This is a genomic window from Ruegeria sp. BE10 (assembly GCF_056538905.1).
The window spans coordinates 152,245-176,452 of sequence record NZ_JBQFTX010000003.1; the positions used below are offsets into that span (position 1 = coordinate 152,245).

Genomic DNA, 24,208 nt, shown 5'->3' on the forward strand with positions numbered 1-24,208 from the left:
CTTAATCTGTCCGGTCTTCTTCTAATGTAATGTTTTGCGCATTGATATATTTGCGTCCAGCCTCCATCGCCTGCCGTACTGAATCTGCTATGGGCAGGTGGCGGGTTTTGGCCAGTTTGATCAACATAGGCAGATTTGCACCGTAAAGGATACGGCGATCCTGTGGCGCGCAGGCCCGCAAGCTCAGGTTCGACGGGCTGCCCCCGAACAGATCAGTTACAACAACAACCCCATCCCCGACATCGACGCTGTCAGCAGCCGCACAGATTTCAGCCTGTTTTGCGGCACGGTCGTGGTCAGCCTCGATCGAAATCGCGACTAGGCCGGGCTGCTTTCCGACCACATGTTGCATGGCGGCCAGATACTCTTTGGCCAACCCACCATGTGCTACGAGTACGATCCCGATCAATCCGGCCTCACATTCAACGATCGACGTTCTATTTCGCGGTGCCTAATTGCCACTTGCTGCCCCTCCTCTGCAAGGGCCTTTGCAACCGCTTCGGCCATGGCCACCGATCTGTGTTGCCCTCCGGTACACCCAAAGGCCACGGACAGGTGTGCTTTGCCTTCGGCACGGAAGGTCGGCAACAAGAGTTTTAGCAGATCCACCACCCGGTCGAAAAAAGGTGCGTAGTTCGTGTCCGTTTGTACATAGCGCGCGACATCGGGGTTTCGACCATCTTTCGCCCGCAAGTCAGGGCGCCAGTACGGATTGTCCAGAAACCGACAGTCAAACACCATATCCAACCCGCGCGGCAAACCGCGCTTGTACGAGAAAGATTCAATCGAAACAGCCAGATGCCGTCCGCCTTTGGGAGCGAACCAGCGTTCGACCTCTTCGCGTAATTGGTGGACGTTCAGCGGGCTGGAGTCGATCAATGTGTCGGCGATTTCGCGGATCGGAGCCAACAGTTCTTTTTCCTGCCGCACACCGGTTTCCGGGCTGGCATCTGTGGCCACAGGGTGCCTACGCCGGGTTTCCGAGAAACGCCGCAGCAATACCTCGTCGCTGCAATCCAGATAGAGGGTAGTCAAGTCTACCTGCTCCATCCGCCGCAGCCGGACCGCCAGCTCAATAAACCCGATGGTCGAGAAATCGCGGTTGCGTGCGTCGATGCCCAGCGCCATAGGACGATCGCTTTGCGGACCGTCCAGCAGGCGCATCAAAAGACCCATCGGCAGGTTATCGATGGCTTCAAAACCCAGATCTTCAAGAACGCGAATCGCCGTCGAGCGCCCGGCGCCCGAGGGGCCGGTTACCAGAACGATGCGCCGTTGCGAAGTCATGTGCTGGGCCATTCCGGGTCCACGCGTCCCATTTTCAAAAGTTGCATGAGTGCTGCCGCCAAATTGGGGACGCCTGCCGCCCGTAGCAAGGGAACGGATTGCTTTAGAACTAGGGTCTTATCGGGATCGGGCAAGCGGGCGGGTTCGTTTTGATCAAGATCCACCACATATCGGATCGGCGTTGTCCCCGCCGTGTGCGCCCGAAGCAAACCAATGCCCCGTGCCTCAATCAATCCACGTAGGTTTGGAGCAGTATCAGCCATAGCCGTATCGCCCACCATCGACAGGGTAACTCGGTCGTCAGACACCAAAGTTGCGCCATGCGCCATCATCTGCAAGGCCAGCACCGATTTGCCCGAACCCGACTGCCCCAGAATCAATGCGCCTTGCCCCTCGACGGCAACACATGTCGCATGGAGGATGGCCTTGTCTTGATGTTGGATGTCCAAGAGGGTCTTGCCGCTCATGCGCTTATACAGGCAGCCCCACGACAAAGCGCGCGCCTTGTGGGTCTGATGTAATATCTGCCTCGGTTGGGCGGATGTTCTCGGCCCAAATCACGCCGCCATGGGCCTCGACAATCTGTTTCGAGATCGCCAGTCCAAGGCCCGAGTTATTGCCGAAATGCTCGTCGGGACGCTGTGAATAGAACCGTTTGAAGATTTTGGTCAGCGCCTGTTCCGGGATGCCCGGGCCGGTATCCTCGACCACGATCAATACCCGGTTTTCGCGACGCCGCACCCAGACCCGAATGGCATCGCTGTCTTCGCAGAAAGAAATCGCATTGGTGATCAGGTTGACGAATACCTGCGCCAGCCGCGCTTCGAGCCCGTTCACGATAATCGGCTGAGACGGCAGGTCAGTGATATAGTCGATGCCTTTGGTACGGGCCTCTTCGCCCAGATATTGACCGATATTGCCCAGCAATTTCAGCAGATCAAAGGGTTGTTCCTCTTCTTTGACCAGTTCGGCATCCAGACGCGATGCGTTCGAAATATCGCTGACCAGACGATCCAGCCGCCGCACATCATGTTCGATCACGCCCAACAACTTGTCGCGTTGGTCGTCGCGTTTGACCACGCGCAGGGTTCCCACCGCGGATTGCAGGCTGGCCAACGGGTTCTTGATCTCATGCGCCACATCGGCGGCAAACTGTTCATTCGCATCGATACGATTATACAGCGCTGTTACCATCCCACGCAGGGCGCGGCTGAGGCGTCCGATTTCATCCGGCCGCGCACTGAGGTCCGGGATGCGGATACGGCCGGGATTTACCCCTGCACCGCGATCTTTGCCCATCTCGGCCGCAGCGGCCAGATCGGCCAACGGGTTGGCGATGGTCGAGGCCAAAACAAGGCTGAGACCGATGGACACCAGCAATGCCACAACAAACATCTGCAAAATGCGTTCCTGCGCGCGCCGGGCCAGCGCGTCAATCTGTCCAGCAGGACCAGCCATTGCGACGGCGCCCACCGGCTCGCCGCTTTGCAGGATCGGAGCCGCGGCAACGATGACCGTCTGACCAGCGTCATCCTTTACCGCCTCAATCTGCTTCTGCCCCTGAATCGACAATGGAATGATTTCCTGCACGCGCTGCGCCAGCGTTGGTGCTTCGTCGGGGTCGGAACGGGTGAACACCCGGGACAGCCCGGTCCACACAGCGTTCAGTGCGTCACTGATCAGGGTACTTCCGGTCTGCACTTCGGCTTCGGTTTTCAGCAATGCATAGGTCTGCGTTGAGGTCGAAACCCCGCGCGTCCAGCCGATCAGCGTTCCATCCATGTCATAGACAAAGACCTCGCCGCCGTCAGGCAGGCTAAGCCCCGCCAGCGTATCCTTAACGTCCAACGCCGCCGCATCCTGTGCGGTTCCGGATTGGTTTTGACGCAGCTGGGCTTCGAACACATTGCTGACTAGCTGCGCGTCCCCGATCAGGTTGCGCGCAGTCTGCTGGACCTGCTCTTCGCGGGAATCGTCGAGATACAGCAACCCGGTGACCAGGATCACAAGGGCAATCAGATTGAAGGTAATAATCCGACGCGCAAGGGGCGACCCGCGCAGCGAGAACATGTTGCGACGTCGGCGCGAGGCCCGGAGTTCAGCCGAATCCGGATCTTGCGGGATGACCCAATCATCCCCCAGAACGACGTCACCGTCGCGCAACTCGTTTGCTTGTTCCGTATCGCGCACGAGACCCGGTTACCCCTTCTCAGTGGCCACACTTATTCTTCGTTGTACCTGTATCCGATACCATACAGCGTTTCGATGGCCGAAAACTCAGGGTCTGCGGTGCGCATCTTCTTGCGCAGGCGCTTGATGTGGCTATCGATGGTCCGGTCGTCGACATAGACTTGGTCATCATATGCAACATCCATCAGCTGATCACGGCTTTTGACAAAGCCCGGTCGCTGCGCCAATGCCTGAAGCAGCAAGAACTCGGTCACCGTCAACGAGACATCCGCACCCTTCCAACTGACCGCATGGCGCAACGGGTCCATCCGCAGTTCGCCACGTTCCATCACCTTGGTTTCACCGGTATTGGCGTTGGTCGCATCACCCGCCGTCGCCTCTTGTCGACGCAGCAATGCGCGGATGCGTTCGACCAGCAAACGTTGGGAAAAGGGCTTTTTTACATAGTCGTCCGCGCCCATGCGCAGACCCAAAACCTCATCGATCTCATCATCTTTCGAGGTCAGAAAGATCACCGGCATCTGGGTTTTCTGTCGCAGCCGTTGCAACAGATCCATACCGTCCATACGCGGCATCTTTATATCCAGCACGGCCATATCGGGCAGTTTCTTGTTGAAAGCATCCAGAGCCGCCTGCCCATCATTATAGGTTTCGACTTCGAATCCTTCAGCTTCGAGCGTCATGGACACGGACGTCAGAATGTTTCTGTCGTCGTCCACCAGTGCAATCTTTGACATCGGGTTCACCCCTATTCCTGCTCACCTACGCAATAATACGCTTTTTTGTAAGTCATTGTTGGCGGTTTTGACGCGCCGAATCAATCCGTAACTGCGAATCATGCCATTCTTGCGGCAGCTATGCGGCAAAAATGCCTTGCAGCCCGCAAAATACTGCCCAGATTTCCATCAGGAAATTCTTGGTGGCGCTAAACTTGAGCTTGGTGGCGCTAACTGCGCCAAACCGTCCTGTTCATGCCCTAAACGACCGTGATAAGAGGCGCTTGACCGCCGGGTTTTTCCGGCAAATGCCCCAAGAGCGCATCCAGGCCAATCGCCAATGCGCCGCCACAGGAGAAGACACACATGACATCTGGACGGGTTAACCCGCAATTCCGCCTCGAAGATCAGGGCATCGAGGGATTGGGCAATGTCTATTACAACTTCATGGAACCGGCGCTGATTGAAGAGGCGTTGAAGCGTGGCGAGGGTACACTTGGCAACGGCGGGGCATTTCTGGTCACTACCGGCAAGTTTACTGGTCGCTCACCCAAGGACAAACATGTTGTCAAAACTGAAAGCGTCCTTGACTCTATCTGGTGGGAAAACAACGCCGAGATGAGCCCAAAAGGCTTTGACGCGCTTTATGATGATATGCTGGCTCACATGAAGGGCCGGGATTACTTCGTGCAGGACCTCGTTGGCGGAGCAGACCCAGCCTATTCGATCAACGTTCGGATGGTCACCGAGCTGGCCTGGCACAACCTGTTCATCCGCCACCTGTTGCGCCGTCCGGATCGCGAGGATTTGGATGAATTCATCGCGGATTTCACCATCATCAACTGCCCCAGTTTCCAGGCCGACCCGAAAAAGCACGGCTGCCAGTCTGAGACGGTGATTGCACTGAACTTCGATCGCAAGCTGATCCTGATCGGCGGCACGGAATACGCAGGTGAAAACAAAAAGTCCGTATTCACCCTGTTGAACTACATGCTGCCGGAAAAAGGTGTGATGCCGATGCATTGCTCGGCCAACCACGCGGTTGGCAATCCAGTCGACACCGCTGTTTTCTTTGGCCTGTCCGGCACGGGTAAGACTACCCTGTCGGCCGACCCGTCGCGTACGTTGATCGGTGACGACGAGCATGGCTGGTCGGATCGCGGCACCTTCAACTTTGAAGGCGGCTGCTATGCCAAGACCATCAATCTGAATGCCGAGGCCGAGCCGGAAATCTATGCGACAACCAGCAAATTCGGCACGGTCATCGAAAACATGGTTTTCGACCCCGAAACCAAGGAACTGGATTTCGACGACGACTCGCTGACCGCAAACATGCGCTGCGCTTATCCGCTCGAGTATATCTCGAACGCGTCCAGCAGCGCACTGGGTGGTCACCCTAAGAACATCATCATGCTGACCTGCGATGCGTTCGGCGTTCTGCCTCCGATCGCGCGACTGACCCCGGCACAGGCGATGTACCACTTCCTGTCGGGCTTCACATCCAAAGTGGCCGGAACCGAGCGTGGCGTCACCGAACCCCAGCCGACCTTCTCGACTTGTTTCGGCGCGCCGTTCATGCCGCGCCGTCCGGAAGTTTACGGCAACCTGCTGCGTGAAAAGATCGCTCAGCACGGCGCGACCTGCTGGCTGGTGAATACCGGCTGGACCGGCGGTGCCTACGGCGTTGGCTCGCGGATGCCGATCAGAGCCACCCGTGCGCTGCTGACTGCGGCACTGGACGGTTCGCTGCGTGATGCCGAATTCCGCAAGGACGCAAATTTCGGCTTTGACGTGCCGGTGACCGTACCCGGCGTAGCCGAGGTTCTGCTGGACCCGCGCCGCACTTGGGACGATCAGGCGGCATTCGACAAACAGGCCGAGAAACTGGTGAAGATGTTCGCCGAGAACTTTGAGCAGTACCTGCCGTTCATCGACGACGACATCAAAGCCGTTGCAATCGGGTAATTGGACAAGGGGGCGCTGACGCCCCCTTTTTCCTTAGAGGGTATCGCGAAAATACTCTCTCTAAAGTTGCATAATGCAGACTTCACGTACAAATGCGTTGCCCGGCATGCCTGCCTGAGGTAATTTCGACGCTATTGAAATGAATAAGCCCGGCGCTTACGCACCGGGCGGAAAGTAAAAAGACCTTTGGGTGGCTCGGGCGAACTCTCACATCAGCACGATGAGCAACCTGAAAACGTGACTAGTGTAAGCTAAAGGGGATGAGTGTCAATATGAGACTTACTGATATTGTTTAAGAAATCGGTATATCGCATTTTGTCGCCGAGCAGCGGCATCGACACGAAGAGCGACAGGTAGAATATGACAGAAATCTCAAAACTGACCGAACTGCGTAAACTGATGCAGAGCATGGAACGGACGCTGGGCCTGGAACAGCTGTCTCCGGTTGAGCGTGACATTTATTACGCCGCCGAAGAGCTGTCCAAATCCGATGACGAAGTGCGCACATTCGGCTTGATTGAACACACGCTGGTTCAAAGCGTTTCGCGCCCGACATTCTTTCGTGCGCTGAAATCATTGGTACAGAAAGGGTATCTGTCGCAAAGCGGTACCGCCAACCGGGGCCGGTATATCGTTCATGCACCCAAGTAATGCCTTCTTCCTGCGTACAGGTGGCTGATCAACGTGCGCAGGTGGGCTACTGACACGCTCTTTGCCTCATCGGCTTATGTCGCCGCATCGTACCTCACTTTTGAGGTCCTGATGCCGCTTCAGAACGTGTTTTTTCCGGAATACCCCAGTCGGGCCAGTCTTTTGTTTCTTCCGCACGGGGTGCGGGTTCTATCGGCGTGGCTGTTAGGATGGCGGGCGATATTCGCCTTGTTGCCCGGCGTTTTCCTGGTTTTTGCCGTTCTCGGCGGAAGCGACGTGTTTCTGCCAAGCCGACTGATGGCGATGTTCATTGCCGTCACCACCGTTCCTGCGGTGTTCTATCTATTTAAGTGGGCAGGTTGGGATCTGTATCCCCACGCTGATCGCAAACCTTGTTGGTTATGCGTCATGGGGGTTGGGATCGTCACCTCTTTCCTTGTCTCGGGGTTGACCAATCTGGCTTTTGGCAGCGCGCGCGTCGAATATGTCGCCTTTCTGATCGGTGATATCTCAGGCCTGTTTTTCCTTATGCTGGGGCTATATTTTGCATTTCGGCTTGCGGACAAGCGCCACTAACCGATTAGCGCACGACGAAGCAGATTCACCCCTGCGACCAGCAAAACCAGCAACGTTACCTTTCGAAACAACGCCTGATCGATTCGTGATTGCAACTGCAAGCCCGCCCACATACCAAACAGTGCCGGCAGGACCAAAGCAACCGAGAACGGTGCCGTCTCGACTCGCAAAATGCCCGACGCTATATGCGCCAGCAACAATGCCACTGATCCCAGTCCGTATATCACGCCTTGCACGCGCATCTGCACTGCCTTCGGTGTGTTCAGTGCAGTCAGATAGGCGACGGTTGGCGGCCCCCAGATTCCAGACATCCCTCCGATAAACCCGGCAATCGCGCCTATGCCCACCTCGACACGTGCCGATGGTTTGCTCAGGGTCAACTGCATTCCCAGCACTTGAAACAGCGCGAAAACCGTAACCGGAAGACCAATCATCAACAGAAACGTGGACGCGGGCACGGCGCTGACAACCTGGGCCCCCAACAGCAGGAACACAAAACCTACCATCAAGAAGGTACGGAACTGCTTGATCGCGGACACGGCGGCGGGCACCCCCTCGCGCAGGGCCTGAAAAACGTTGGTTACCAGCGTTGGTAAGATCAACCCGGCGATCGCCAGATCGGGCGGCAAGAACATACTCAGCCCCGACACCAGAACCATCGGCATGGCAAATCCAACCATGCCCTTTACCCACCCCGCAACAAAAGCAAGGGCGGCGGCCAGCATCAAGTCATGCGGACTGAGTAAGGAAAACAATGTCATGCGCCCGTGATAACACTCTTGGCGCGCGCTGCATCGCAAAATCGACCAAGCAATTTTCGAACTTTTTCACTGCTTAATTCGTATTTTTGTTGCGCTGCACGTGCAGCATGGTATGACCAGACGACTCTAAAGAAGGACGTGATTCATGGCCCATGACGGACAGGATATGACCCAGATGACGACATCCGCGATTTTGCCCGACCTTCTGACGCTGACCCGCGCGGCCCTGCCTGCCGTTGAAGCAGTTTTTGAACGCGCCCGCGAGTCGGTCCGCGGGATAGTCACCGCTGACGGCCGGGTCTCTGGCGCGTTGATTGAAGCCAATCAAACCGCCGCCCACGGCCTTTCGTGGTTGGCGACGTACAACCAATCACTACAACAGATGCAACGCTGGGCCGAAGCCCTGGATGCAGATGGCAAATTTGGCGAAATGGAACAGCTGTTGCATCAGATCGCCTTTGGTGAGTACCTGCATCAGGTCGCAGGTGGCATCCCGATGAACCAGGGTGAGGTCGTGCGTCTGCAAGATATGGGCCTTGGTTGGGACGCCCTGTCCGGTTTCCAATGCACTGAAGTCCAGACGCTGATGGCTCAGGCCAACACACAGGCCGCCCGCACACAACTGGTTGGTCTTATGGGTGATCAGGCCGGTTCCACCATGTTCGGCGCCTCGGGTCTGGATGAAGAACTGGAAATGATCCGCGACCAATTCCGCCGCTATGCACAGGAAAAGGTCGAACCGAACGCCCATGACTGGCACCTCAAGGACGAGCTGATCCCGATCGAAATCATCGAAGAACTGGCCGAAATGGGCGTCTTCGGCCTGACCATCCCCGAGGAATTCGGCGGCTTCGGCCTGTCCAAAGCCTCGATGTGCGTGGTGTCCGAGGAACTGTCGCGCGGTTACATCGGCGTCGGCTCGCTGGGCACCCGGTCCGAGATCGCGGCCGAACTGATCATCGCAGGCGGCACCGACGAGCAAAAGGCCAACTGGTTGCCGAAACTGGCCAGCGCCGAGATCCTGCCCACCGCTGTGTTCACCGAACCGAACACCGGATCCGACCTTGGCAGCCTGCGTACACGCGCCGTCAAGGATGAGAACGGCGATTACCAGATCACCGGCAACAAGACCTGGATTACTCACGCAGCCCGATCCCATGTGATGACCCTGCTGGCGCGGACCAATCCGGACACTACCGATCACCGTGGCCTGTCCATGTTCCTGGCTGAAAAAACACCCGGCACGGACGAGAACCCCTTCCCCACCCCCGGCATGACCGGTGGCGAGATCGAAGTGCTGGGCTATCGCGGCATGAAAGAATATGAGCTGGGTTTTGACGGTTTCCATGTGAAAGGTGAAAACCTTCTGGGTGGCGAAGAGGGCAAAGGCTTCAAACAGTTGATGGAAACCTTCGAGTCGGCCCGTATCCAGACCGCAGCCCGCGCCATCGGCGTGGCACAAAGTGCGCTGGATATCGCCATGCAATACGCGCAGGACCGCAAGCAATTCGGCAAATCGCTGATCAACTTCCCCCGTGTCTCGGGCAAGCTGGCGATGATGGCGGTTGAGATCATGATCGCGCGGCAGCTGACCTATTTCTCGGCCTGGGAAAAGGATCACGGCCAGCGCTGCGATCTTGAGGCAGGTATGGCCAAACTGCTGGGCGCTCGCGTGGCCTGGGCGGCTGCGGACAACGGTCTGCAAATCCATGGCGGCAACGGCTTTGCGCTGGAATACAAGATCAGCCGCGTTCTGTGCGACGCACGTATTCTGAATATTTTCGAAGGGGCTGCCGAAATTCAGGCTCAGGTTATCGCACGACGACTGCTGAGCTGACCGTTTTCGGTATTCCCGTTTCCCCAACTGACCCGGCCCTGGCGCCGGGTCTTTTTCTGTTCGGGGCAGGTTGTGATCCGCTGATAGCGAACTTCCCCTTTGATCTCAGGTACGAACCTGGTTAGAGCATCCTGCGCTCAAGAAAGAATGGCACGAAGAATGACCAGACGACTTTTCGCATTGTGTGCGGTTCTAGCCGCAATCGCCCTTGGCGGATGCGCCACCAAGCAACCGACCGTCGGCCAAAGCGATATTGACGATCTCGCGATGGCCATCCAGGCCCTTGGCCCCGAGGTCGATCCGGCCGAGGCAAACAAAGCCGCCACGATTGCCTACTCTTATTCCCAGCAATTGAAGCAGGAATGGAACGTCACAGACACAGCCATCATCCACAACGCCAAGGTCATCAACGGCTTTCGCGAGTTTGGGCTGTGCAATGATTGGGCTCAGGCCATGACCACACGCCTGAAGCAAGAGAATTTCCGCACGCTGGACCTGCACTGGGCGACTTCCCCGCCGACGGCGTTTCGGATCATCCACCACTCGGCCCTGATCAGTGCCAAGGGGGATTCGATGTATGACGGGATTATCCTTGACCCTTGGCGGGCCAGCGGCGCGCTGACTTGGGCGCCGGTCCGGGAAGATACCAAGTATAACTGGCGCCCTCGTCTGGAGGTCCGGGAAGAATTGATTAGCGGCGAAATCCCCTACTGACGTCGGTTCCGTCCGCTCAAAGGTTGCGCTAAGACCATCCCATGACCCGCCTGATCCTGACCCTACCCCTGTTGGCCCTTTTCCAATGCGACAAAGACGAAACCGTCGCTGCCTACGGCGCGGCTGATCAAACATGGGCGTTGCAGGAAATCGACGGACAACCCTTTGAGACCAGCGCCCTGTTGCGCTTTCCCGAGCAAGGCAAGATAGCAGGAAATGCCCCTTGCAACAGCTACAGCGGTACTCTGAATGCGCCATATCCGTGGTTTGAGATTGCAGACCTCACTGCGACCCGCGCCGCCTGTGCCGGGCTTGAGGCTGAAGGGTTCTACTTCGCAGCCCTTATGGCCATGACCCAGTCCGAGGTCTCAGGTGATGTATTGATCCTGCGAAATGAAGACGGGCACGAGATGGTGTTTACAGCCGTCGAGTAAACTGATCCACAAATCGTGCCCGCGCCTCTGGCAATGGGTGGTGTCCCAGCGACGGGGCCACACGGTGTTCCAGAAAATACCCGGTCGTTTGCAAACCCGCTGCGATCTCTGCGTCCGGCGCAGCGCCTTCTCCGCGCAGGCAAGGCGGCAGAGGTAACAGCTTATCCGCCCATTCCCCTGCCGCTTCGCCGCTGACCGCCCGGCCGGATTTGGGCGAGACATAAACAAGCCCCTCACGTGTGCCCGTCACGGCGCAAACGGACAAATCAAGCCCGAACCCAAGCTCTTCCAACATGGCCAGTTCCCACCGTAGATAAGCCAGCGGCCAAATTTCATCCTGGCCCAGCAAATCCATCAGCTGTTCCGTCTGATTGTAGACGGCAGGGTGCGGCTCTCGTTCCGGCAGACAAAAGGACAACAAGGAGACAACAGCGTTTAACCCGGCCAGCGCCAAGCGCCCCGAAAACGCCGCCGCCGCGCGGGATCGCAGGGGTTCAACCTGAAACGTTCCGATATGTTCCTCAAGTCGCGCGCGCCACAGAACGTCCAACTGCGCCCCCGGTTGCAGGATCGGCGCGGTCTTGCGGCTGGCGCCCCCGCGCACAACCCCAGCATGGCGACCGTGGCCTTCGGTAAAAACCTCGATGATCGCCGCCGTTTCGCCGTGGCGGCGCGAGGTCAGAAGGATGCCGTGATCACGCCAATCCAAAGTGGGCTCCTGATGGGTATAGAACTTCCCGGCCACAAGACCGCAACAACCGATCATGCGCAAGATATATGCCGGTTCCGCTGCAATTCTGTAAAAGTCCCCAGACCTTCCGACAAATGCTATGATCAACGGCACCGGCGCGCTGCTGGGGCAGGTTCATTGATTGATTTGAACGGGATACGCCCCGAGAACAGACAGGAGTACACCATGAGAACACCTTTTTTCACCTCACCTTCCGACTACCCTGAACCCCTGAACGTTCTTGGCGACAAAATCACTGTGCTAGCACGTCTTGAACAGATCGGGGATTATGCAGTCACGCTCAATTACGGTCACGAAGGCAATGGCCCACCGCCCCACACGCACCCTTGGGATGAGACCTTTTTTGTGGTGAAAGGCGAGGTCGAATTTGTCATGGACGAGGAAACCAGAAGCGCCCCCGCCGGTACGCTGGTTCATTTCCCGGCCGGGACAGTACACAGTTTCAAGTTTGGCCCCGGGGGCGCACATCTGCTTGAGATAAGCGGCAGGGGTTCGCGCGCCATCGAGATGTTCACGGACCTTGATCGTGAAGCACCAGGCCCGGTTCAAGACGGTGCCAAAATTGCCGAGGTATTGCGCAAAACCGGGGTGGAACTGGCTGGATAAGAATGGTTTCTTTGCGCGTCAATCGACAATTGTCTGTGCGGTATCAATACCTCCGATTTTGACGCAACAATTAGATTCAGAAGTATGCAGTGATCGCACTAGGCCAATCCCGGTCCCCCATGGCTCCAGGTTTTCGGAGGATAGTCGCAGGTCGGGTAGTCTAGAGGGAAAAACTGATCCAGAAGGGCAATTAGAACCTTACTCTGAATGCAAAGCCGACCAATGGTGCCGTTTCGTAATTCTGGCGACTGAGTTCCGAACCATTTGCATCGTCCAACGTCAAACGGCCATCCAACTCAGCCCCTGCAAAGACATTCAACGAAACGCCAGGATTGGGACTGTAACCTAATGCCAGCACAACAGGGATGCTTTTGTCTTCACCCACCCCATCCGGAGCCAAGCCATCTCCATCCAATCGGAACCGTATTCTCTCGGAGCGAGCCGAAAGCGACAGGTTCATTTCGCTATTTAGCGCGTAGCTGAGCGTGAGTCCTGGACCTTGCGTAGCACCAATCCCTGAGCCTGTGTTCAAGTTCCAGCGGTCGTTTATATCCCAATCCACCAATAAGGCTGGGAAGAAATCGATATCGTCATCCTCCAACTGCGAAAACACGCCAAATGCAGGGCCGATGGTAAGACGCTCACTTAGCTTCCATGCAATACCCGCAAAAGCTCCATAGGTACGTCCGTCCGAGGCAGTAGCGCCGCTTTGATAGTCCCATCTGATCTGTGGCGATATAAAGGCGGTGGCTGTATTTCCAACTCGAAACCGCACTGGCAAGGAAACGCGAATGTCTCGGATATCTTCCCAAGGCTGGTTATTTGCTTCGCTAAAGTTGTAATCGAACCTACCGAAGCTAGCCGACACCCCAACGGAGTTCCCTCCGTCCATGTTATAAAGCGCGGTGGTTCGCACAAAAGCACGGCTTGCCGAGAACTCTCCACCTCCACTCAAACTCGCATCGCCCTGAAAAGCAGCAAGCCCGTCAAGTTGATAGATCCAACCCAATCTGGGCTGCGCCGCTGCGGAAGTCGCTGTGCAAACCAAGAGCAAAAAGGGAAGACGGCAGGCTAACAAGAAGGTTTTCATAAATTCCAGCCTTTTAGGAAGGGGTCACAATTCCAGGTAGTATTTTAGTGTGCAGGGTGTAACGTAAAATAGAAATAGATTGTTAGACTTTGTCCGCCAGACCAAGCTGCAGTTAATCCAGCCCTTCTTCTCCAAGAAGATGCCGCCCCTGCCGGTCTTCTACCTCGATCACCCAAAGGTCTGGGTCAAAGCTGCGCTGGCGTCGGATGGCTTCATCCACATCCATTTCCGCACCGCTGGAGAGTTCAACCCATTTGCGCTCGCCGCTCATCAGATCAAAGCTGCGTTGGAAGGCCACGGCCCGCCCGTCCAGAGTGTTCAGCTTAACCAGCACAGCGCCGGCCGTGTCGTCCCCGTGGGCCACTACGTAGGCCGGGATGTCCTGAAACCGCAGCCTTGCCAGATAGGCGTGGACCCAGAAATCAGCCGTCAGACGCGTCATGCGTTGCCGTCTTTGAAATCCAGACCCATTTCCGAATATCGCTCGGATTCTTCCAGCCAGTTCGGGCGCACCTTGACCTGCAGGAACAGATGAACCTTGCGGTCGAGGAACTCTTCCAACTCGGCCCGCGCTGCCTGGCTGACGGCCTTGATGGTCTCGCCGCGTTTGCCCAGAACGATACCTTTGTGACCGTCGCGCATGACATAGATGACCTGATCGATCTTGGCGGACCCGTCCTTGCGTTCCTCCCAGTTCTCGGTCTCGACGGTCAACTGGTAGGGCAGTTCCTGATGCAGGCGCAGGGTCAGTTTCTCGCGCGTCATCTCGGCGGCGATCATGCGCATCGGCAGATCGGCGATCTGGTCTTCGGGATACAGCCAAGGTCCTTCGGGCAATTCCGCCGCAAGCCACTTGCGCAGGTCTTCCACACCATAGCCGCGCTCGGCCGAGATCATGAAGGTTTCGGCAAAAGGATAGCGCGCGTTCAGATCGCTGGTCAGCGCCAGCAATTTCTCGGACGGAACCTTGTCAATCTTGTTGATGGCCAGCGCGATGGTACGGCCCTGCCCGATCTCTTCCAGACCTTCGAGGATGCGTTCGACCCCTTCGGTGATGCCGCGATGCGCCTCAACCATCAGCACCACCACATCAGCATCCGCAGCTCCGCCCCAGGCGGCCGCGACCATGGCGCGATCCAGGCGACGGCGGGGTTTGAACAGGCCGGGCGTGTCAACGAATACCAGTTGCGCATCCCCTTCCATCGCCACACCACGAATGCGGGCGCGGGTGGTTTGCACCTTATGCGTCACGATCGAGACCTTAGCCCCGACCATGCGGTTCAGAAGGGTGGATTTGCCTGCGTTGGGCTCTCCGATCAGGGCGATAAATCCGGCGCGTGTGGTCATGTGTGATGCGATCCTGTTTGCAAGTGCGCACCCCTATAGCAGAAAGGCCTCGCGGGCCAGAGGCATTTGTCGCATTGCGGCCAAGCGGTCGGAATGGCATCACCGGATCAAGCCACGCCAATAACAGCCAGGCAATCCTTCTTTTCATGAGGCTGATATGAACCGTCGCGAGTTTCTTTTGGGTAGTGGCGCTGCCACAGGGGCGTTGGGTCTAGGTGGCTTTGGTTTAGCGGCAGGTGCGCAAGAGCTGGTCGTCCAACCCGCCAGCTTTGCCCTGCGCGATCAGGTCACCACCGGTATGGTCAGCCTGTCGCCCGACGCGCCGCCTCCGGTTTTACATGGCAAGCAGGGTGAGGTGATGCGCCTGCCGGTGCGCAACACCCTGCCTGATTATACGGCGATGCATTGGCACGGGCTGCGTATTCCGAATGACATGGACGGGGTGCCTTATCTGACCCAAATGCCGATTGGACCGGGTGAGGCGTTTGACTATGAATTCACGCCTCCGGATGCGGGCACCTTTTGGTATCACCCTCATTGCATGACGATGGAACAGATGGCCCATGGTCTGACTGGAGTGTTGGTGATCGCCGAGGCCGAAGATCCCGGTTTTGACAGCGAGCAGGTGATCAACCTGCGTGATTTCCGCCTGAATGATGACGGGTCGTTCCTGCCTGCCTACACTGCGCGCGGGGCCGCAAGGGCGGGAACCTTTGGTAATGTGCAAACGGCGAACTGGCTGGATGGGCCGGTTTATGATCACGCCGCAGGCAGCCTTGTACGTTTGCGCGTGGTAAACACGGACACAACCCGCATCTACAAGGTGCATCTGAACGGTGCCGAGGCCCGAATTATCGCATGGGACGGTCATCCGGTCGAAGTTGACTTTCCATTGCCCAGTGCCGATGACCCCTTGCTGATTGGACCCGGACAGCGTTTGGATTTTGCTTTGAAAATGCCACTAGGCGAGGGTCAGACTGTCGATCTGATGGCCAAGTTTCCTGGACAGCCGCATCGCTCCATGACCCGCTTGCGTGCAGTGGGTGCGCCCGTCTCGCGCGAACTGCGCGAGCTGCGCCCCCTACCCGTGAACCCCACAACAAAACCGGATCTGGCGAATGCCGAATTGCACGAATTTGTCTTTGGCTGGACACCCGAAGGAGGCGAACCGACCAATGGGTTTTGTGGCTCTCTGGGGTATAACTTCTGGTCGATCAACCGAAGGCCTTGGCCGGGGGATGCGGCGAAAGGGGTTGGTCCGTTGGCCACGCTGCAACGAGGTAAAAGTTATGTTTTGCGATTGCGTAACGAGTCACCGAACCTGCATCCGATCCACCTGCATGGGTTGGCTTTTGTACCGATAAAATCGAACCTTCGCCCGTTACCACCATTGCTGACCGACACGATGTTGCTGTTGAAAGATGAGGTGGTCGAGATCGCGTTGGTCGCCGACAACCCGGGCGACTGGGCGTTTCATTGCCACGTGATCGAACATCAAAAAACCGGGCTAACCGGATATATTCGGGTGGATTGAGGTTCAGTTTGACCACACCAATACGGGCGAAAGGGGGCTTGCCCCCTGCCCAAGACCACAATCTACTTAGGTAGGTTTTCCAACAGCGATTTGGCTGCGGCCTGTTCTGCCTGACGTTTTGATCCTGCGGTTGCCTGAGCCTCGGTGCCGTCTTGCAGTCGAGCGGCAATCGTGAAGACGGGGGCGTGATCCGGGCCGCTGCGCTTGATCTCGACATAAGACGGCGGCTTTTGGCCCCGCGCCTGCGCCCATTCCTGCAACGAGGTTTTGGCGTCCCGCGCATCAGCTTCGACCGTGTGGATACGATCGCCCCAAAGCGCCAGAATTACATCCCGCGCCGCTTCGAACCCGGCATCGCGATAGATCGCGGCAATGACCGCCTCCATCGCGTCGCCCAGCAGGGCCTGTTTACGACGGCCGCCAGACATCATTTCAGACCGGCCCAGTTTCAACACCGCGCCCAGATCGATCTGACGAGCCACGTCAGCGCACGCCTCCTTGCGGACCAGCGCATTGAAGCGGGGGGCAAGTTGGCCTTCGGATGCCTTCTTGTCGGCCTCAAGCAGAGCCGTCGCCATGACCAGGCCCAGAACGCGGTCGCCCAGGAACTCCAGCCGCTGGTTATCAGGCCGGGTCGCCGAAGAGACCGATCCATGAGTCAACGCGCGCACCAGCAGTTCGGGGTCTGCGAACTCATACCCCAATCGCTGCTCAAACGCTTTTATCTCGGCGGAAAGCTTCAATTGATCGCCTTGAAGAAGCGGTCACCACGCCAGGTCCAGAAGAACAGCATCGACCGACCCGCGGACGAGAACATGATCCGATCAGCACGACCAATCAGGTTTTCATAAGGAACATACCCCACGCCCCCGGCGGATTGTGGCAAGCGGCTGTCGCTGGAATTGTCGCGGTTGTCACCCATGAAGAAATAGTGGCCTTCGGGCACAGTATAAATGCCGGTATTGTCCGAACCCTGATCGGTGATGTTCAGCACGTCGTAAGAGACCCCGTTGGGCAAGGTTTCGATCAGACGGCTCTTTTCGCAGACACCGCCAATGCCGACAGGCCCGTTCTCGCAGCGCGGGCGCAGCCCTTGCGGGCCTTGAGGTTCGGCGATTTCGGTAAAGACGCCGTCGGGTTGTTGCGGCACTGGTGTACCGTTCAAGATGATCTGCCCCTCACGGACCTGAACGCGATCCCCCGGCAGGCCGATCAGCCGCTTGATATAGTCGCGCCCGGTGACGGGATGACGGAAAACGATGACGTCGCCGCGCTCGGGCTCACCCCCCCAAATGCGCGTGTTGTCACCTTTCATCCAACCGCAAATATCTTCCGCATCGACGTTCAAGCCGACGCTGGGAATAATCAAGCTTGGGCAAGAAGCATAAGAATAGCCATAGGCCATTTTATTGACGAACAGGAAGTCCCCGATCAGCAACGTCTGTTTCATCGAGCCGGAAGGAATCCAGAACGGCTGAAAGAACAGGGTACGGAAAACGCCCGCGATCAATAGGGCATAGACGATGGTTTTGATCGTCTCCCACACGGGATTTCCGGTTTTGACGTCCTCGGCCATACTGCTCTCCGGTCCTTTGGTTGTTGGGGTGCTACATGCGGGGCCGACGGGGGCAAGTCAAGGCTGCGTGGCGGTATCTTGAAGTGGTCGGGCCTCGATCACCACGAAGGCCTGTGCCCAAGGGTGGTCGTCTGTCAGAGTGACATGGATGATGGCTTCATGGCCCTCGGGCGTCATCTCTTTCAGACGTTCGGCGGCCCAACCGGTGACATGCATGACAGGTTGGCCTGTACGCAGGTTAGTTACCGCCATATCCTTCCACGCGATACCCATGCGCAGGCCGGTGCCCAGCGCCTTGGAACATGCCTCTTTCGCGGCCCAGCGTTTGGCATAGGTCCCGGCCGTATCGGCGCGGCGCTCGGCCTTGGTCTGTTCAGTATCGGTGAAAACACGATTGCGGAACCGGTCGCCAAACCGGTCGAGCGTACCCTGAATGCGTTCGATATTTGCGAGGTCTGTGCCGATGCCAAGGATCACATCAGACCTCCAGAACCACGGTGCCCAGTTTGTCACCGGCTTCAACCATCTGATGGGCTGCCGCTGCGTTAGCTAAATGCCCGCCTGGTACTACTGCATGGTTCAATGCCCCCTGCTTCAACCATTCACTCAGTTGAGCTTCGCCCCTGCGCCGTGCAACAGCATCCAGTTGATAAACAATCAACATATGCAAGCGGATGTTCTTGAACATGAAACCGTAGAAATCGAGCTCTGGTCGCATTTGCGACACGGAAGAGTAACTTGCGATGGTACCACCCGGCCGGATTAGTGCCAGAGACGCATCCTGATTTGCCGCAAAGTCCACTTCGACAATACGATCAACGCCCGCGCCGTCTGTCATATCCAATACAGTCTCAGCCACGTTTTGGGTGCGGTAATTCACAAATTCCTTTGCACCAGAGTGCGCTGCTTTTTCCTGCGAACTGACCGTGGTGATAACCCGAGCCCCGCCAAGAGCGGCCATTTGGCAGGCGTAACGCCCCACAGTACCCGCCCCGCCGGTCACCAGGATAGTTTTGTCAGCGATCGGCCCGTCAGCATACAAGGCGTACCATGCGGTCATTGCCGGAATCCCAAAACACGCACCTTCGGCGAAGCTGGTAGTGTCAGGAAGAGTAACGGCCTGTTCTGACGGTAAAGCGATATACTCAGCAGCGGTTCCGAACGCGCGTTGCCACTGGCCATTCCAGATCCAGACCCTTTCACCAACCCGGAACGGATCGACACCTGAGCCAACGGACACAATCACTCCGGCACCATCCGAATGTGGAATGACAAGCGGGTGCTGCATGACCGCCCCGGGCCGCGCACCACCACGCAACTTAACATCCGACGGATTGATTCCGGTGGCTTTGATCTGAACCACAACTTCACCCGGCCCAGCCACCGGATCGGGCATATCAATCAGTTCAAGCACGTCCTCTGCTGGACCAAAGTTACGATATGAAATTGCTTTCATTGCATTACCCCATCTTCCGACAATGGTGATATGAAGCGATCACCCCCGCGCTTCATCCATCAACCGGCGCATTTCGGCAATCGCAGGGGTCAGCCCGCGAAAGATCGATTCACCGATCAGAAAGTGACCGATGTTCAACTCGCGCACCTCGGGGAACGCAGCGATGGGTTGCACCGTGTCGTAGGTCAGGCCGTGGCCCGCGTGAACCTCCAGTCCCAGCGAGTGGGCATAGGCGGACATCTCGCGCAGTGATTCCATTTCGCGCGTGGCCTCGTCCATGCGGCCCTCGGCGTGGGCATCGCAATAGGCGCCGGTGTGCAGTTCGATCACTTCTGCGCCGATGCGGTGGGCAGCTTCGATCTGGCGCTGGTCGGCTGCAATAAAGATCGACACGCGACACCCCGCCTTGCGCAAAGGGGCGATGTAATGGGCCAGCTTGTTTTCCTCGCGCGCAACCTCAAGCCCGCCTTCGGTGGTCCGCTCTTCGCGTTTTTCGGGAACGATGCAAACCGCGTGCGGTTTGTGGCGCAGGGCGATCTGCTGCATTTCGGGCGTGGCGGCCATTTCAAAATTCAACGGCACCGACAGAACCTCCATCAACCCATCGATATCAGCGTCCGAGATATGGCGGCGATCTTCGCGTAGGTGAGCAGTGATGCCGTCGGCACCGGCCTCCTCAGCCAGCTTGGCCGCGCGCAAAGGGTCAGGATAAGCCCCGCCACGTGCATTACGCACGGTGGCCACGTGGTCGATATTCACGCCCAGACGCAGGTGTTTGTCAGACATCGCTTGATTCCTTTCCCGAATTCCGGCCCGAGCCTAGAGGGTTTGCCACCGGAACGGCAGCCTTGGTTTCGGCCAAACGTTTGATTTCATCGAATTTCGCCTTGATCCGGGCGCGGCGGCGCTGCTGATAGGTGCGTACCACCGGCAGGCTGAGATAATAGCAGATATACCCGGCAATCAGCCCAGGAAAGATGCCGCCGATCAGATAAGGAAAGAACACCTCATCATAAAACACACTTAGCCCGCGCCAATCGGCATCGCGGCCCGTGAACATCGCCATGAAGTTGTTCTTCAGGTCACTCAACGCCTTGAAGAAGCTATCCATCAGGCCGTGGGTTTCTTCCTCTTCAAAGTCGTCACCCAAAAGGAAATGGCCTGTTTGCAGGCAGACGACCCCGATGGGCACATAAGTCAGAGGGTTGCCAAAGAAGGTACCGCTGAGCGATGCCAGCAAATTGCCATTGAAAATCCGGCTAAGCAGGGCCGCGATAAAGAAGTGGAACCCATAAAACGGCGTGAACGCCGTGAACACGCCCACTCCGACACCACGCGCGATACGCTCAGGTGAATCGGGCAGCCGCCGGATGCGGTGTTTGACGTAATGAAAGGCACGGGTCCAGCCGCCGCGCGGATAGATGAATTCCGAAGCGATCTGAATGGGCGAGCGTCGGTCTCGGCGCTTGAAAACCACTCCTGATCACCCCTTCTCAGCCTGCCGCAACTGCGGTTTTTTCCCGATTCCGATGCCGCTCGACCGCGGCAACGTCGCTTTCAGCCTCAAGCATCAACATCAGCGAATGCAACTGTTCAAGGTCACGCAGTTCGACAGAGATCAAAAGACGATAAAAATCCGGTTTGCGGTCAACGAATTCCAGGTTCGAGATATTGGCCTTTTTCTCACCGATCAACGTACAGATACGCCCCAACACCCCAGCGTCATTGCCGATGGTCAGGTCCAGCGTCACCCCATAAACTGCCGGGTGTGTGCCCGAATGCCAGTGCAAGTCGACCCATCGATCCGGTTCGCTTTCATAGTCGGACAAGCGGTCGCAATCGATGGCATGAACCACCACGCCCTTTCCGCGAAAAGTGATGCCGACGATGCGTTCGCCCGGCAACGGCTGGCAACAGGGCGCGCGGTCGAATTTCTGCCCAGGCTCCAGACCAATCACAGCACGACGAGGGGAAATGGCGTCGCCATCGTCTTGGGTCAGCTCCGGGTAAACGGCGCTGACCACATCATGTGCCGTAAGCTCAGCACTGCCGAGGCGGGCCAGCAGCTCGTGCCGGTCTTTCAGACGCAGGTGCTTGGCTGCGGTGTCCAGCGCCTTGTCGGTGGCCTTGCGCCCGACATGATCAAACCCTGAACGTGCGAGTTCTTTGCCCAGTTTGATGAACCGTTCACGATCCACCTCGCGCAGGGCGCGACGGATGGCCGTGCGGGCCTTGCCGGTAACTGCGATTTCAAGCCATGTGACCTGTGGGGTTTGCCCATCCGCAGTAATCACGTCCACCGATTGCCCGTTCTTGATCCGGGTCCACAGCGGCACACGGATACCGTCCACCTTGGCCCCGACGCACGCATGGCCGATCCTTGTGTGGATGGCATAAGCAAAATCAATCGGCGTCGCGCCGCGCGGCAGTTTCACCACATCACCCTTGGGCGTGAAGCAGAACACCTGGTCCGAATACATCTCAAGCTTGACGGCTTCGAGGAAATCTTCGTGATCATCCTCGCTGTCGAACTGTTCGGTCAGATTGGCAATCCACTTGGCGGGATCGACTGCAAACGGGTTTTCCGAACGCACACCATCGCGATACGACCAGTGCGCCGCAACACCGGTTTCGGCCACGTCATGCATCTGACGGGTGCGAATCTGAACCTCGACCCGTTTACCATCACGCCCTGACACCGTCGTGTGAATCGAGCGATATCCGTTCGATTTCGGCTGGCTGATGTAGTCCTTGAACCTTCCCGGCACCGCGCGCCAGCGCTGGTGGATAGCGCCAAGGGTACGGTAACAGTCTTCTTCGGTCTGGGTGATGATGCGGAAGCCATAGATGTCGGACAGGCGTGAAAATCCCTGATCCTTTTCCTGCATCTTGCGCCAGATCGAGTAAGGTTTTTTGGCACGGCCAAACACTTCTGCCTCGATCCCGGCCTTTTCAAGCTCGTGCCGCATATCGCCGGTGATGCGGTGGATCACATCACCAGTTTCCCGTTGCAGAGTAATAAAGCGGCGGATGATAGATTGGCGGCCTTCAGGGTTCAGCACTCGGAAGGCGAGGTCTTCCAGTTCCTCGCGCATCCACTGCATACCCATCCGTCCCGCAAGTGGCGCGTAGATATCCATCGTCTCGCGCGCCTTGACCACCTGCTTTTCCGGACGCATCGCTTTGATGGTGCGCATGTTGTGCAAACGGTCGGCAAGCTTGACCAGAATAACCCGCAGGTCCTTGGACATGGCCATGAACAGCTTGCGGAAGTTTTCCGCCTGTTTGGTCTCACGGCTGGACAGCTGCAGATTGGTCAGCTTGGTGACGCCATCGACCAGCTTGGCGACCTCATCCCCGAACAGCTCGGACACTTTGCCATAGCTGGCCTTGGTATCCTCGATCGTGTCGTGCAGCAGCGCTGTGATAATTGTCGCATCGTCCAGACGCTGTTCGGTCAGGATGGCGGCAACGGCAACGGGATGGGTGAAATAGGGTTCGCCGGAATGGCGGAACTGACCGTCATGCATCTGCATCCCGAACTCATAAGCCCGGGCGATGCGGTCGGCATTGGTTTTAGGATTATAGTTGCGGACCAGCGCAATCAGGTCTTCAGCAGAAATCATCCGGTCCGCACCTTCGTGTTTGGGGGTTACCCCTGGCCTTGAGCCTCCATCAGAGCGCGCAGCAGCTTCTCTTCCGACATGTCATCCTCGACCGGTTTGTCCGATTCCGCACCCATCAGCAGAGCCATCTGATCTTCTTCTGGCTCATCCACCTCGATCTGGGTCTGGTTGGCTTCGATCAGACGCTCGCGCAGCTCGTCGGCACCTTGGGTTTCGTCCGCGATCTCGCGCAGCGACACAACAGGGTTCTTGTCGTTGTCACGGTCGACGGTGATCGATGCACCGGCGGAAATCTCGCGCGCACGATGGGCGGCAAGCATCACCAGTTCAAACCGGTTTGGAACCTTGTCTACGCAATCTTCAACCGTCACGCGGGCCATGGGGCGCTCTCCGTTACTGAATCCATGTCAGGAAGACGTTTATCTAAGGGCGAATCCCCGCCTTGACAAGCAGGAAATGGTGTCAATTGCACCATTCACAGAGGGGTTACAGCCTCGACATCCTCGGTAGGCAGACTTGCGACCATCTCGGTGACGGTGCGACCAAGCACCGGGTGCCGCCAATCAGGGGCTACATCCGCCATCGGAACCAACACGAATGCCCGGTCCTGCAGGCGCGGATGTGGCAAGATCAATTGCTCGGGCGCCTGCTGTTTCTGCGCCTCGGGCGGCAGGTTAAGCCAATGGTCGTATTCAGCACGATCCGGCAGTATAAGATCGTCATAAGAGACCAGATCCAGATCCAATGTCCGCATGCCCCACCGTTGCACCCGCTCGCGGCCAAATTCGTGTTCGACCTCATGCAGTAATTGCAGAACCTCGGCCGGGGTCTTTTCAGTCTCGATCAATGCAGCGGCATTGACGTAATCCGGCCCAGCTCCGGCAGGGAAACAAGGGGTCTCGAAAAAGCGGCTGACGGCGCGAATCACCACCCCCTGACGCAAAATCGCGTCAATAGCCCTTTGGAGTGTCAGCTTGGGCCCAGATGATCTCAAATTGAGATTCGCACCCAGTGCAATTACTGATTCTGACAAAGATTTGCTCCTACTACTCGCTATATTCGGTGAATTGCATGGTTGCGATACATGATAA

At 57.4% G+C, this 24,208-nt stretch carries 27 protein-coding genes; 8 read left to right on the top strand and 19 right to left on the bottom strand.

The window, feature by feature from the left end:
* Position 1: 1 nt before the first annotated feature.
* From ACR0M2_RS08860 to ACR0M2_RS08880, 5 genes are read right to left on the bottom strand one after another with little or no spacing between them, the layout of a single operon-like run.
* On the bottom strand, positions 2-409 hold the full coding sequence (locus ACR0M2_RS08860) for a PTS sugar transporter subunit IIA (protein WP_170350392.1): 408 nt from the start codon (positions 407-409) through the stop codon (positions 2-4).
* Positions 406-1,299: an RNase adapter RapZ gene (gene rapZ / locus ACR0M2_RS08865; RefSeq protein ID WP_480704685.1), complete on the bottom strand. Its 894-nt coding sequence runs from the start codon at positions 1,297-1,299 to the stop codon at positions 406-408. Before rapZ ends, ACR0M2_RS08860 begins: the two co-directional genes overlap by 4 nt.
* On the bottom strand, positions 1,284-1,754 hold the full coding sequence (locus tag ACR0M2_RS08870) for an HPr kinase/phosphorylase (protein WP_480704686.1): 471 nt from the start codon (positions 1,752-1,754) through the stop codon (positions 1,284-1,286). Before ACR0M2_RS08870 ends, rapZ begins: the two co-directional genes overlap by 16 nt.
* Before the next feature lie 4 nt (positions 1,755-1,758).
* On the bottom strand, positions 1,759-3,477 hold the full coding sequence (locus ACR0M2_RS08875; protein ID WP_170377531.1) for an ATP-binding protein: 1,719 nt from the start codon (positions 3,475-3,477) through the stop codon (positions 1,759-1,761).
* 32 nt (positions 3,478-3,509) lie between these two features.
* The gene (locus ACR0M2_RS08880) at positions 3,510-4,214 is read right to left on the bottom strand and encodes a response regulator transcription factor (protein WP_170350387.1); all 705 of its coding nucleotides are present in this window, start codon (positions 4,212-4,214) and stop codon (positions 3,510-3,512) included.
* A gap of 345 nt (positions 4,215-4,559) precedes the next feature.
* Here ACR0M2_RS08880 and ACR0M2_RS08885 point away from each other — a divergent pair, with 345 nt between their 5' ends.
* The 3 genes from ACR0M2_RS08885 to ACR0M2_RS08895 all read left to right on the top strand — a co-directional run bounded on the left by ACR0M2_RS08885 (position 4,560) and on the right by ACR0M2_RS08895 (position 7,385).
* Entirely contained in the window at positions 4,560-6,158 is a 1,599-nt protein-coding gene (locus tag ACR0M2_RS08885) for a phosphoenolpyruvate carboxykinase (RefSeq protein WP_170350385.1), read from the top strand.
* A gap of 360 nt (positions 6,159-6,518) precedes the next feature.
* Positions 6,519-6,809, top strand: a complete 291-nt coding sequence (locus ACR0M2_RS08890; RefSeq protein ID WP_170350384.1) for a hypothetical protein — start codon at positions 6,519-6,521, stop codon at positions 6,807-6,809.
* A 111-nt stretch (positions 6,810-6,920) separates the two neighbouring features.
* Positions 6,921-7,385: a hypothetical protein gene (locus ACR0M2_RS08895; RefSeq protein WP_480704688.1), complete on the top strand. Its 465-nt coding sequence runs from the start codon at positions 6,921-6,923 to the stop codon at positions 7,383-7,385.
* On the opposite strand, the gene ACR0M2_RS08900 is transcribed toward ACR0M2_RS08895, so the two are convergent.
* Entirely contained in the window at positions 7,382-8,146 is a 765-nt protein-coding gene (locus ACR0M2_RS08900; protein WP_170377528.1) for a sulfite exporter TauE/SafE family protein, read from the bottom strand. The two genes, ACR0M2_RS08895 and ACR0M2_RS08900, sit on opposite strands and share 4 nt — an antisense overlap.
* A gap of 145 nt (positions 8,147-8,291) precedes the next feature.
* Between ACR0M2_RS08900 and ACR0M2_RS08905 the strand changes: the two genes are divergently transcribed.
* From ACR0M2_RS08905 to ACR0M2_RS08915, 3 genes are all read left to right on the top strand, one after another.
* Positions 8,292-9,983 carry an acyl-CoA dehydrogenase family protein gene (locus tag ACR0M2_RS08905; RefSeq protein WP_480704690.1) on the top strand — a complete coding sequence of 564 codons (1,692 nt, stop codon included), beginning with the start codon at positions 8,292-8,294 and terminating at the stop codon, positions 9,981-9,983.
* Between the two features lie 159 nt (positions 9,984-10,142).
* Positions 10,143-10,697, top strand: a complete 555-nt coding sequence (locus ACR0M2_RS08910; protein WP_480704692.1) for a hypothetical protein — start codon at positions 10,143-10,145, stop codon at positions 10,695-10,697.
* 41 nt (positions 10,698-10,738) lie between these two features.
* A complete protein-coding gene (locus tag ACR0M2_RS08915) occupies positions 10,739-11,131 on the top strand; it encodes an META domain-containing protein (protein ID WP_425081475.1) in 393 nt (130 codons plus the stop codon).
* Here ACR0M2_RS08915 and recO read toward each other — a convergent pair.
* Entirely contained in the window at positions 11,115-11,840 is a 726-nt protein-coding gene (recO, locus tag ACR0M2_RS08920) for a DNA repair protein RecO (protein WP_170398698.1), read from the bottom strand. The two genes, ACR0M2_RS08915 and recO, sit on opposite strands and share 17 nt — an antisense overlap.
* A 207-nt stretch (positions 11,841-12,047) precedes the next feature.
* Here recO and ACR0M2_RS08925 point away from each other — a divergent pair, with 207 nt between their 5' ends.
* Entirely contained in the window at positions 12,048-12,488 is a 441-nt protein-coding gene (locus ACR0M2_RS08925; RefSeq protein ID WP_480704693.1) for a cupin domain-containing protein, read from the top strand.
* 190 nt (positions 12,489-12,678) lie between these two features.
* On the opposite strand, the gene ACR0M2_RS08930 is transcribed toward ACR0M2_RS08925, so the two are convergent.
* The 3 genes from ACR0M2_RS08930 to era all read right to left on the bottom strand — a co-directional run bounded on the left by ACR0M2_RS08930 (position 12,679) and on the right by era (position 14,925).
* A complete protein-coding gene (locus ACR0M2_RS08930; RefSeq protein ID WP_480704695.1) occupies positions 12,679-13,578 on the bottom strand; it encodes a hypothetical protein in 900 nt (299 codons plus the stop codon).
* 112 nt (positions 13,579-13,690) lie between these two features.
* A complete protein-coding gene (locus ACR0M2_RS08935) occupies positions 13,691-14,020 on the bottom strand; it encodes a DUF1491 family protein (RefSeq protein ID WP_170350375.1) in 330 nt (109 codons plus the stop codon).
* Positions 14,017-14,925, bottom strand: a complete 909-nt coding sequence (era, locus tag ACR0M2_RS08940) for a GTPase Era (protein ID WP_170360038.1) — start codon at positions 14,923-14,925, stop codon at positions 14,017-14,019. Before era ends, ACR0M2_RS08935 begins: the two co-directional genes overlap by 4 nt.
* A gap of 157 nt (positions 14,926-15,082) precedes the next feature.
* Here era and ACR0M2_RS08945 point away from each other — a divergent pair, with 157 nt between their 5' ends.
* A complete protein-coding gene (locus tag ACR0M2_RS08945; RefSeq protein ID WP_480704697.1) occupies positions 15,083-16,459 on the top strand; it encodes a multicopper oxidase family protein in 1,377 nt (458 codons plus the stop codon).
* 62 nt (positions 16,460-16,521) lie between these two features.
* Here ACR0M2_RS08945 and rnc read toward each other — a convergent pair whose 3' ends face one another.
* From rnc to folK, 9 genes are all read right to left on the bottom strand, one after another.
* On the bottom strand, positions 16,522-17,202 hold the full coding sequence (gene rnc / locus ACR0M2_RS08950) for a ribonuclease III (RefSeq protein ID WP_170350372.1): 681 nt from the start codon (positions 17,200-17,202) through the stop codon (positions 16,522-16,524).
* A complete protein-coding gene (gene lepB / locus ACR0M2_RS08955; RefSeq protein WP_480704699.1) occupies positions 17,199-18,035 on the bottom strand; it encodes a signal peptidase I in 837 nt (278 codons plus the stop codon). The genes rnc and lepB overlap by 4 nt, the downstream gene beginning before the upstream one ends.
* A gap of 57 nt (positions 18,036-18,092) precedes the next feature.
* Positions 18,093-18,512, bottom strand: a complete 420-nt coding sequence (acpS, locus tag ACR0M2_RS08960) for a holo-ACP synthase (RefSeq protein ID WP_480704700.1) — start codon at positions 18,510-18,512, stop codon at positions 18,093-18,095.
* A gap of 1 nt (position 18,513) precedes the next feature.
* Positions 18,514-19,491 carry an NADPH:quinone reductase gene (locus ACR0M2_RS08965; protein ID WP_480704702.1) on the bottom strand — a complete coding sequence of 326 codons (978 nt, stop codon included), beginning with the start codon at positions 19,489-19,491 and terminating at the stop codon, positions 18,514-18,516.
* A 39-nt stretch (positions 19,492-19,530) separates the two neighbouring features.
* Positions 19,531-20,277, bottom strand: coding sequence for a pyridoxine 5'-phosphate synthase (locus ACR0M2_RS08970; protein ID WP_170350368.1), 747 nt, complete (start codon positions 20,275-20,277; stop codon positions 19,531-19,533).
* Positions 20,270-20,968 carry a DUF2062 domain-containing protein gene (locus ACR0M2_RS08975; RefSeq protein ID WP_170360028.1) on the bottom strand — a complete coding sequence of 233 codons (699 nt, stop codon included), beginning with the start codon at positions 20,966-20,968 and terminating at the stop codon, positions 20,270-20,272. Before ACR0M2_RS08975 ends, ACR0M2_RS08970 begins: the two co-directional genes overlap by 8 nt.
* 16 nt (positions 20,969-20,984) lie before the next feature.
* A complete protein-coding gene (locus ACR0M2_RS08980) occupies positions 20,985-23,117 on the bottom strand; it encodes a RelA/SpoT family protein (protein ID WP_170360026.1) in 2,133 nt (710 codons plus the stop codon).
* Positions 23,118-23,143: 26 nt separating this feature from the next.
* The gene (gene rpoZ / locus ACR0M2_RS08985; protein WP_170350365.1) at positions 23,144-23,497 is read right to left on the bottom strand and encodes a DNA-directed RNA polymerase subunit omega; all 354 of its coding nucleotides are present in this window, start codon (positions 23,495-23,497) and stop codon (positions 23,144-23,146) included.
* 95 nt (positions 23,498-23,592) lie between these two features.
* Positions 23,593-24,150 carry a 2-amino-4-hydroxy-6-hydroxymethyldihydropteridine diphosphokinase gene (gene folK, locus ACR0M2_RS08990; protein ID WP_217356017.1) on the bottom strand — a complete coding sequence of 186 codons (558 nt, stop codon included), beginning with the start codon at positions 24,148-24,150 and terminating at the stop codon, positions 23,593-23,595.
* Positions 24,151-24,208 lie beyond the last annotated feature (58 nt).

Coding starts and splice junctions, on each gene's coding strand:
- rapZ (WP_480704685.1), bottom strand. CDS start 1,299: ATGGCCCAGCACATGACTTCGCAACGGCGCATCGTTCTGGTAACCGGC.
- ACR0M2_RS08870 (WP_480704686.1), bottom strand. CDS start 1,754: ATGAGCGGCAAGACCCTCTTGGACATCCAACATCAAGACAAGGCCATC.
- ACR0M2_RS08880 (WP_170350387.1), bottom strand. CDS start 4,214: ATGTCAAAGATTGCACTGGTGGACGACGACAGAAACATTCTGACGTCC.
- ACR0M2_RS08885 (WP_170350385.1), top strand. CDS start 4,560: ATGACATCTGGACGGGTTAACCCGCAATTCCGCCTCGAAGATCAGGGC.
- ACR0M2_RS08890 (WP_170350384.1), top strand. CDS start 6,519: ATGACAGAAATCTCAAAACTGACCGAACTGCGTAAACTGATGCAGAGC.
- ACR0M2_RS08895 (WP_480704688.1), top strand. CDS start 6,921: ATGCCGCTTCAGAACGTGTTTTTTCCGGAATACCCCAGTCGGGCCAGT.
- ACR0M2_RS08900 (WP_170377528.1), bottom strand. CDS start 8,146: ATGACATTGTTTTCCTTACTCAGTCCGCATGACTTGATGCTGGCCGCC.
- ACR0M2_RS08905 (WP_480704690.1), top strand. CDS start 8,292: ATGGCCCATGACGGACAGGATATGACCCAGATGACGACATCCGCGATT.
- ACR0M2_RS08910 (WP_480704692.1), top strand. CDS start 10,143: ATGACCAGACGACTTTTCGCATTGTGTGCGGTTCTAGCCGCAATCGCC.
- ACR0M2_RS08915 (WP_425081475.1), top strand. CDS start 10,739: ATGACCCGCCTGATCCTGACCCTACCCCTGTTGGCCCTTTTCCAATGC.
- ACR0M2_RS08925 (WP_480704693.1), top strand. CDS start 12,048: ATGAGAACACCTTTTTTCACCTCACCTTCCGACTACCCTGAACCCCTG.
- ACR0M2_RS08930 (WP_480704695.1), bottom strand. CDS start 13,578: ATGAAAACCTTCTTGTTAGCCTGCCGTCTTCCCTTTTTGCTCTTGGTT.
- ACR0M2_RS08935 (WP_170350375.1), bottom strand. CDS start 14,020: ATGACGCGTCTGACGGCTGATTTCTGGGTCCACGCCTATCTGGCAAGG.
- era (WP_170360038.1), bottom strand. CDS start 14,925: ATGACCACACGCGCCGGATTTATCGCCCTGATCGGAGAGCCCAACGCA.
- ACR0M2_RS08945 (WP_480704697.1), top strand. CDS start 15,083: ATGAACCGTCGCGAGTTTCTTTTGGGTAGTGGCGCTGCCACAGGGGCG.
- lepB (WP_480704699.1), bottom strand. CDS start 18,035: ATGGCCGAGGACGTCAAAACCGGAAATCCCGTGTGGGAGACGATCAAA.
- ACR0M2_RS08965 (WP_480704702.1), bottom strand. CDS start 19,491: ATGAAAGCAATTTCATATCGTAACTTTGGTCCAGCAGAGGACGTGCTT.
- ACR0M2_RS08970 (WP_170350368.1), bottom strand. CDS start 20,277: ATGTCTGACAAACACCTGCGTCTGGGCGTGAATATCGACCACGTGGCC.
- ACR0M2_RS08980 (WP_170360026.1), bottom strand. CDS start 23,117: ATGATTTCTGCTGAAGACCTGATTGCGCTGGTCCGCAACTATAATCCT.
- rpoZ (WP_170350365.1), bottom strand. CDS start 23,497: ATGGCCCGCGTGACGGTTGAAGATTGCGTAGACAAGGTTCCAAACCGG.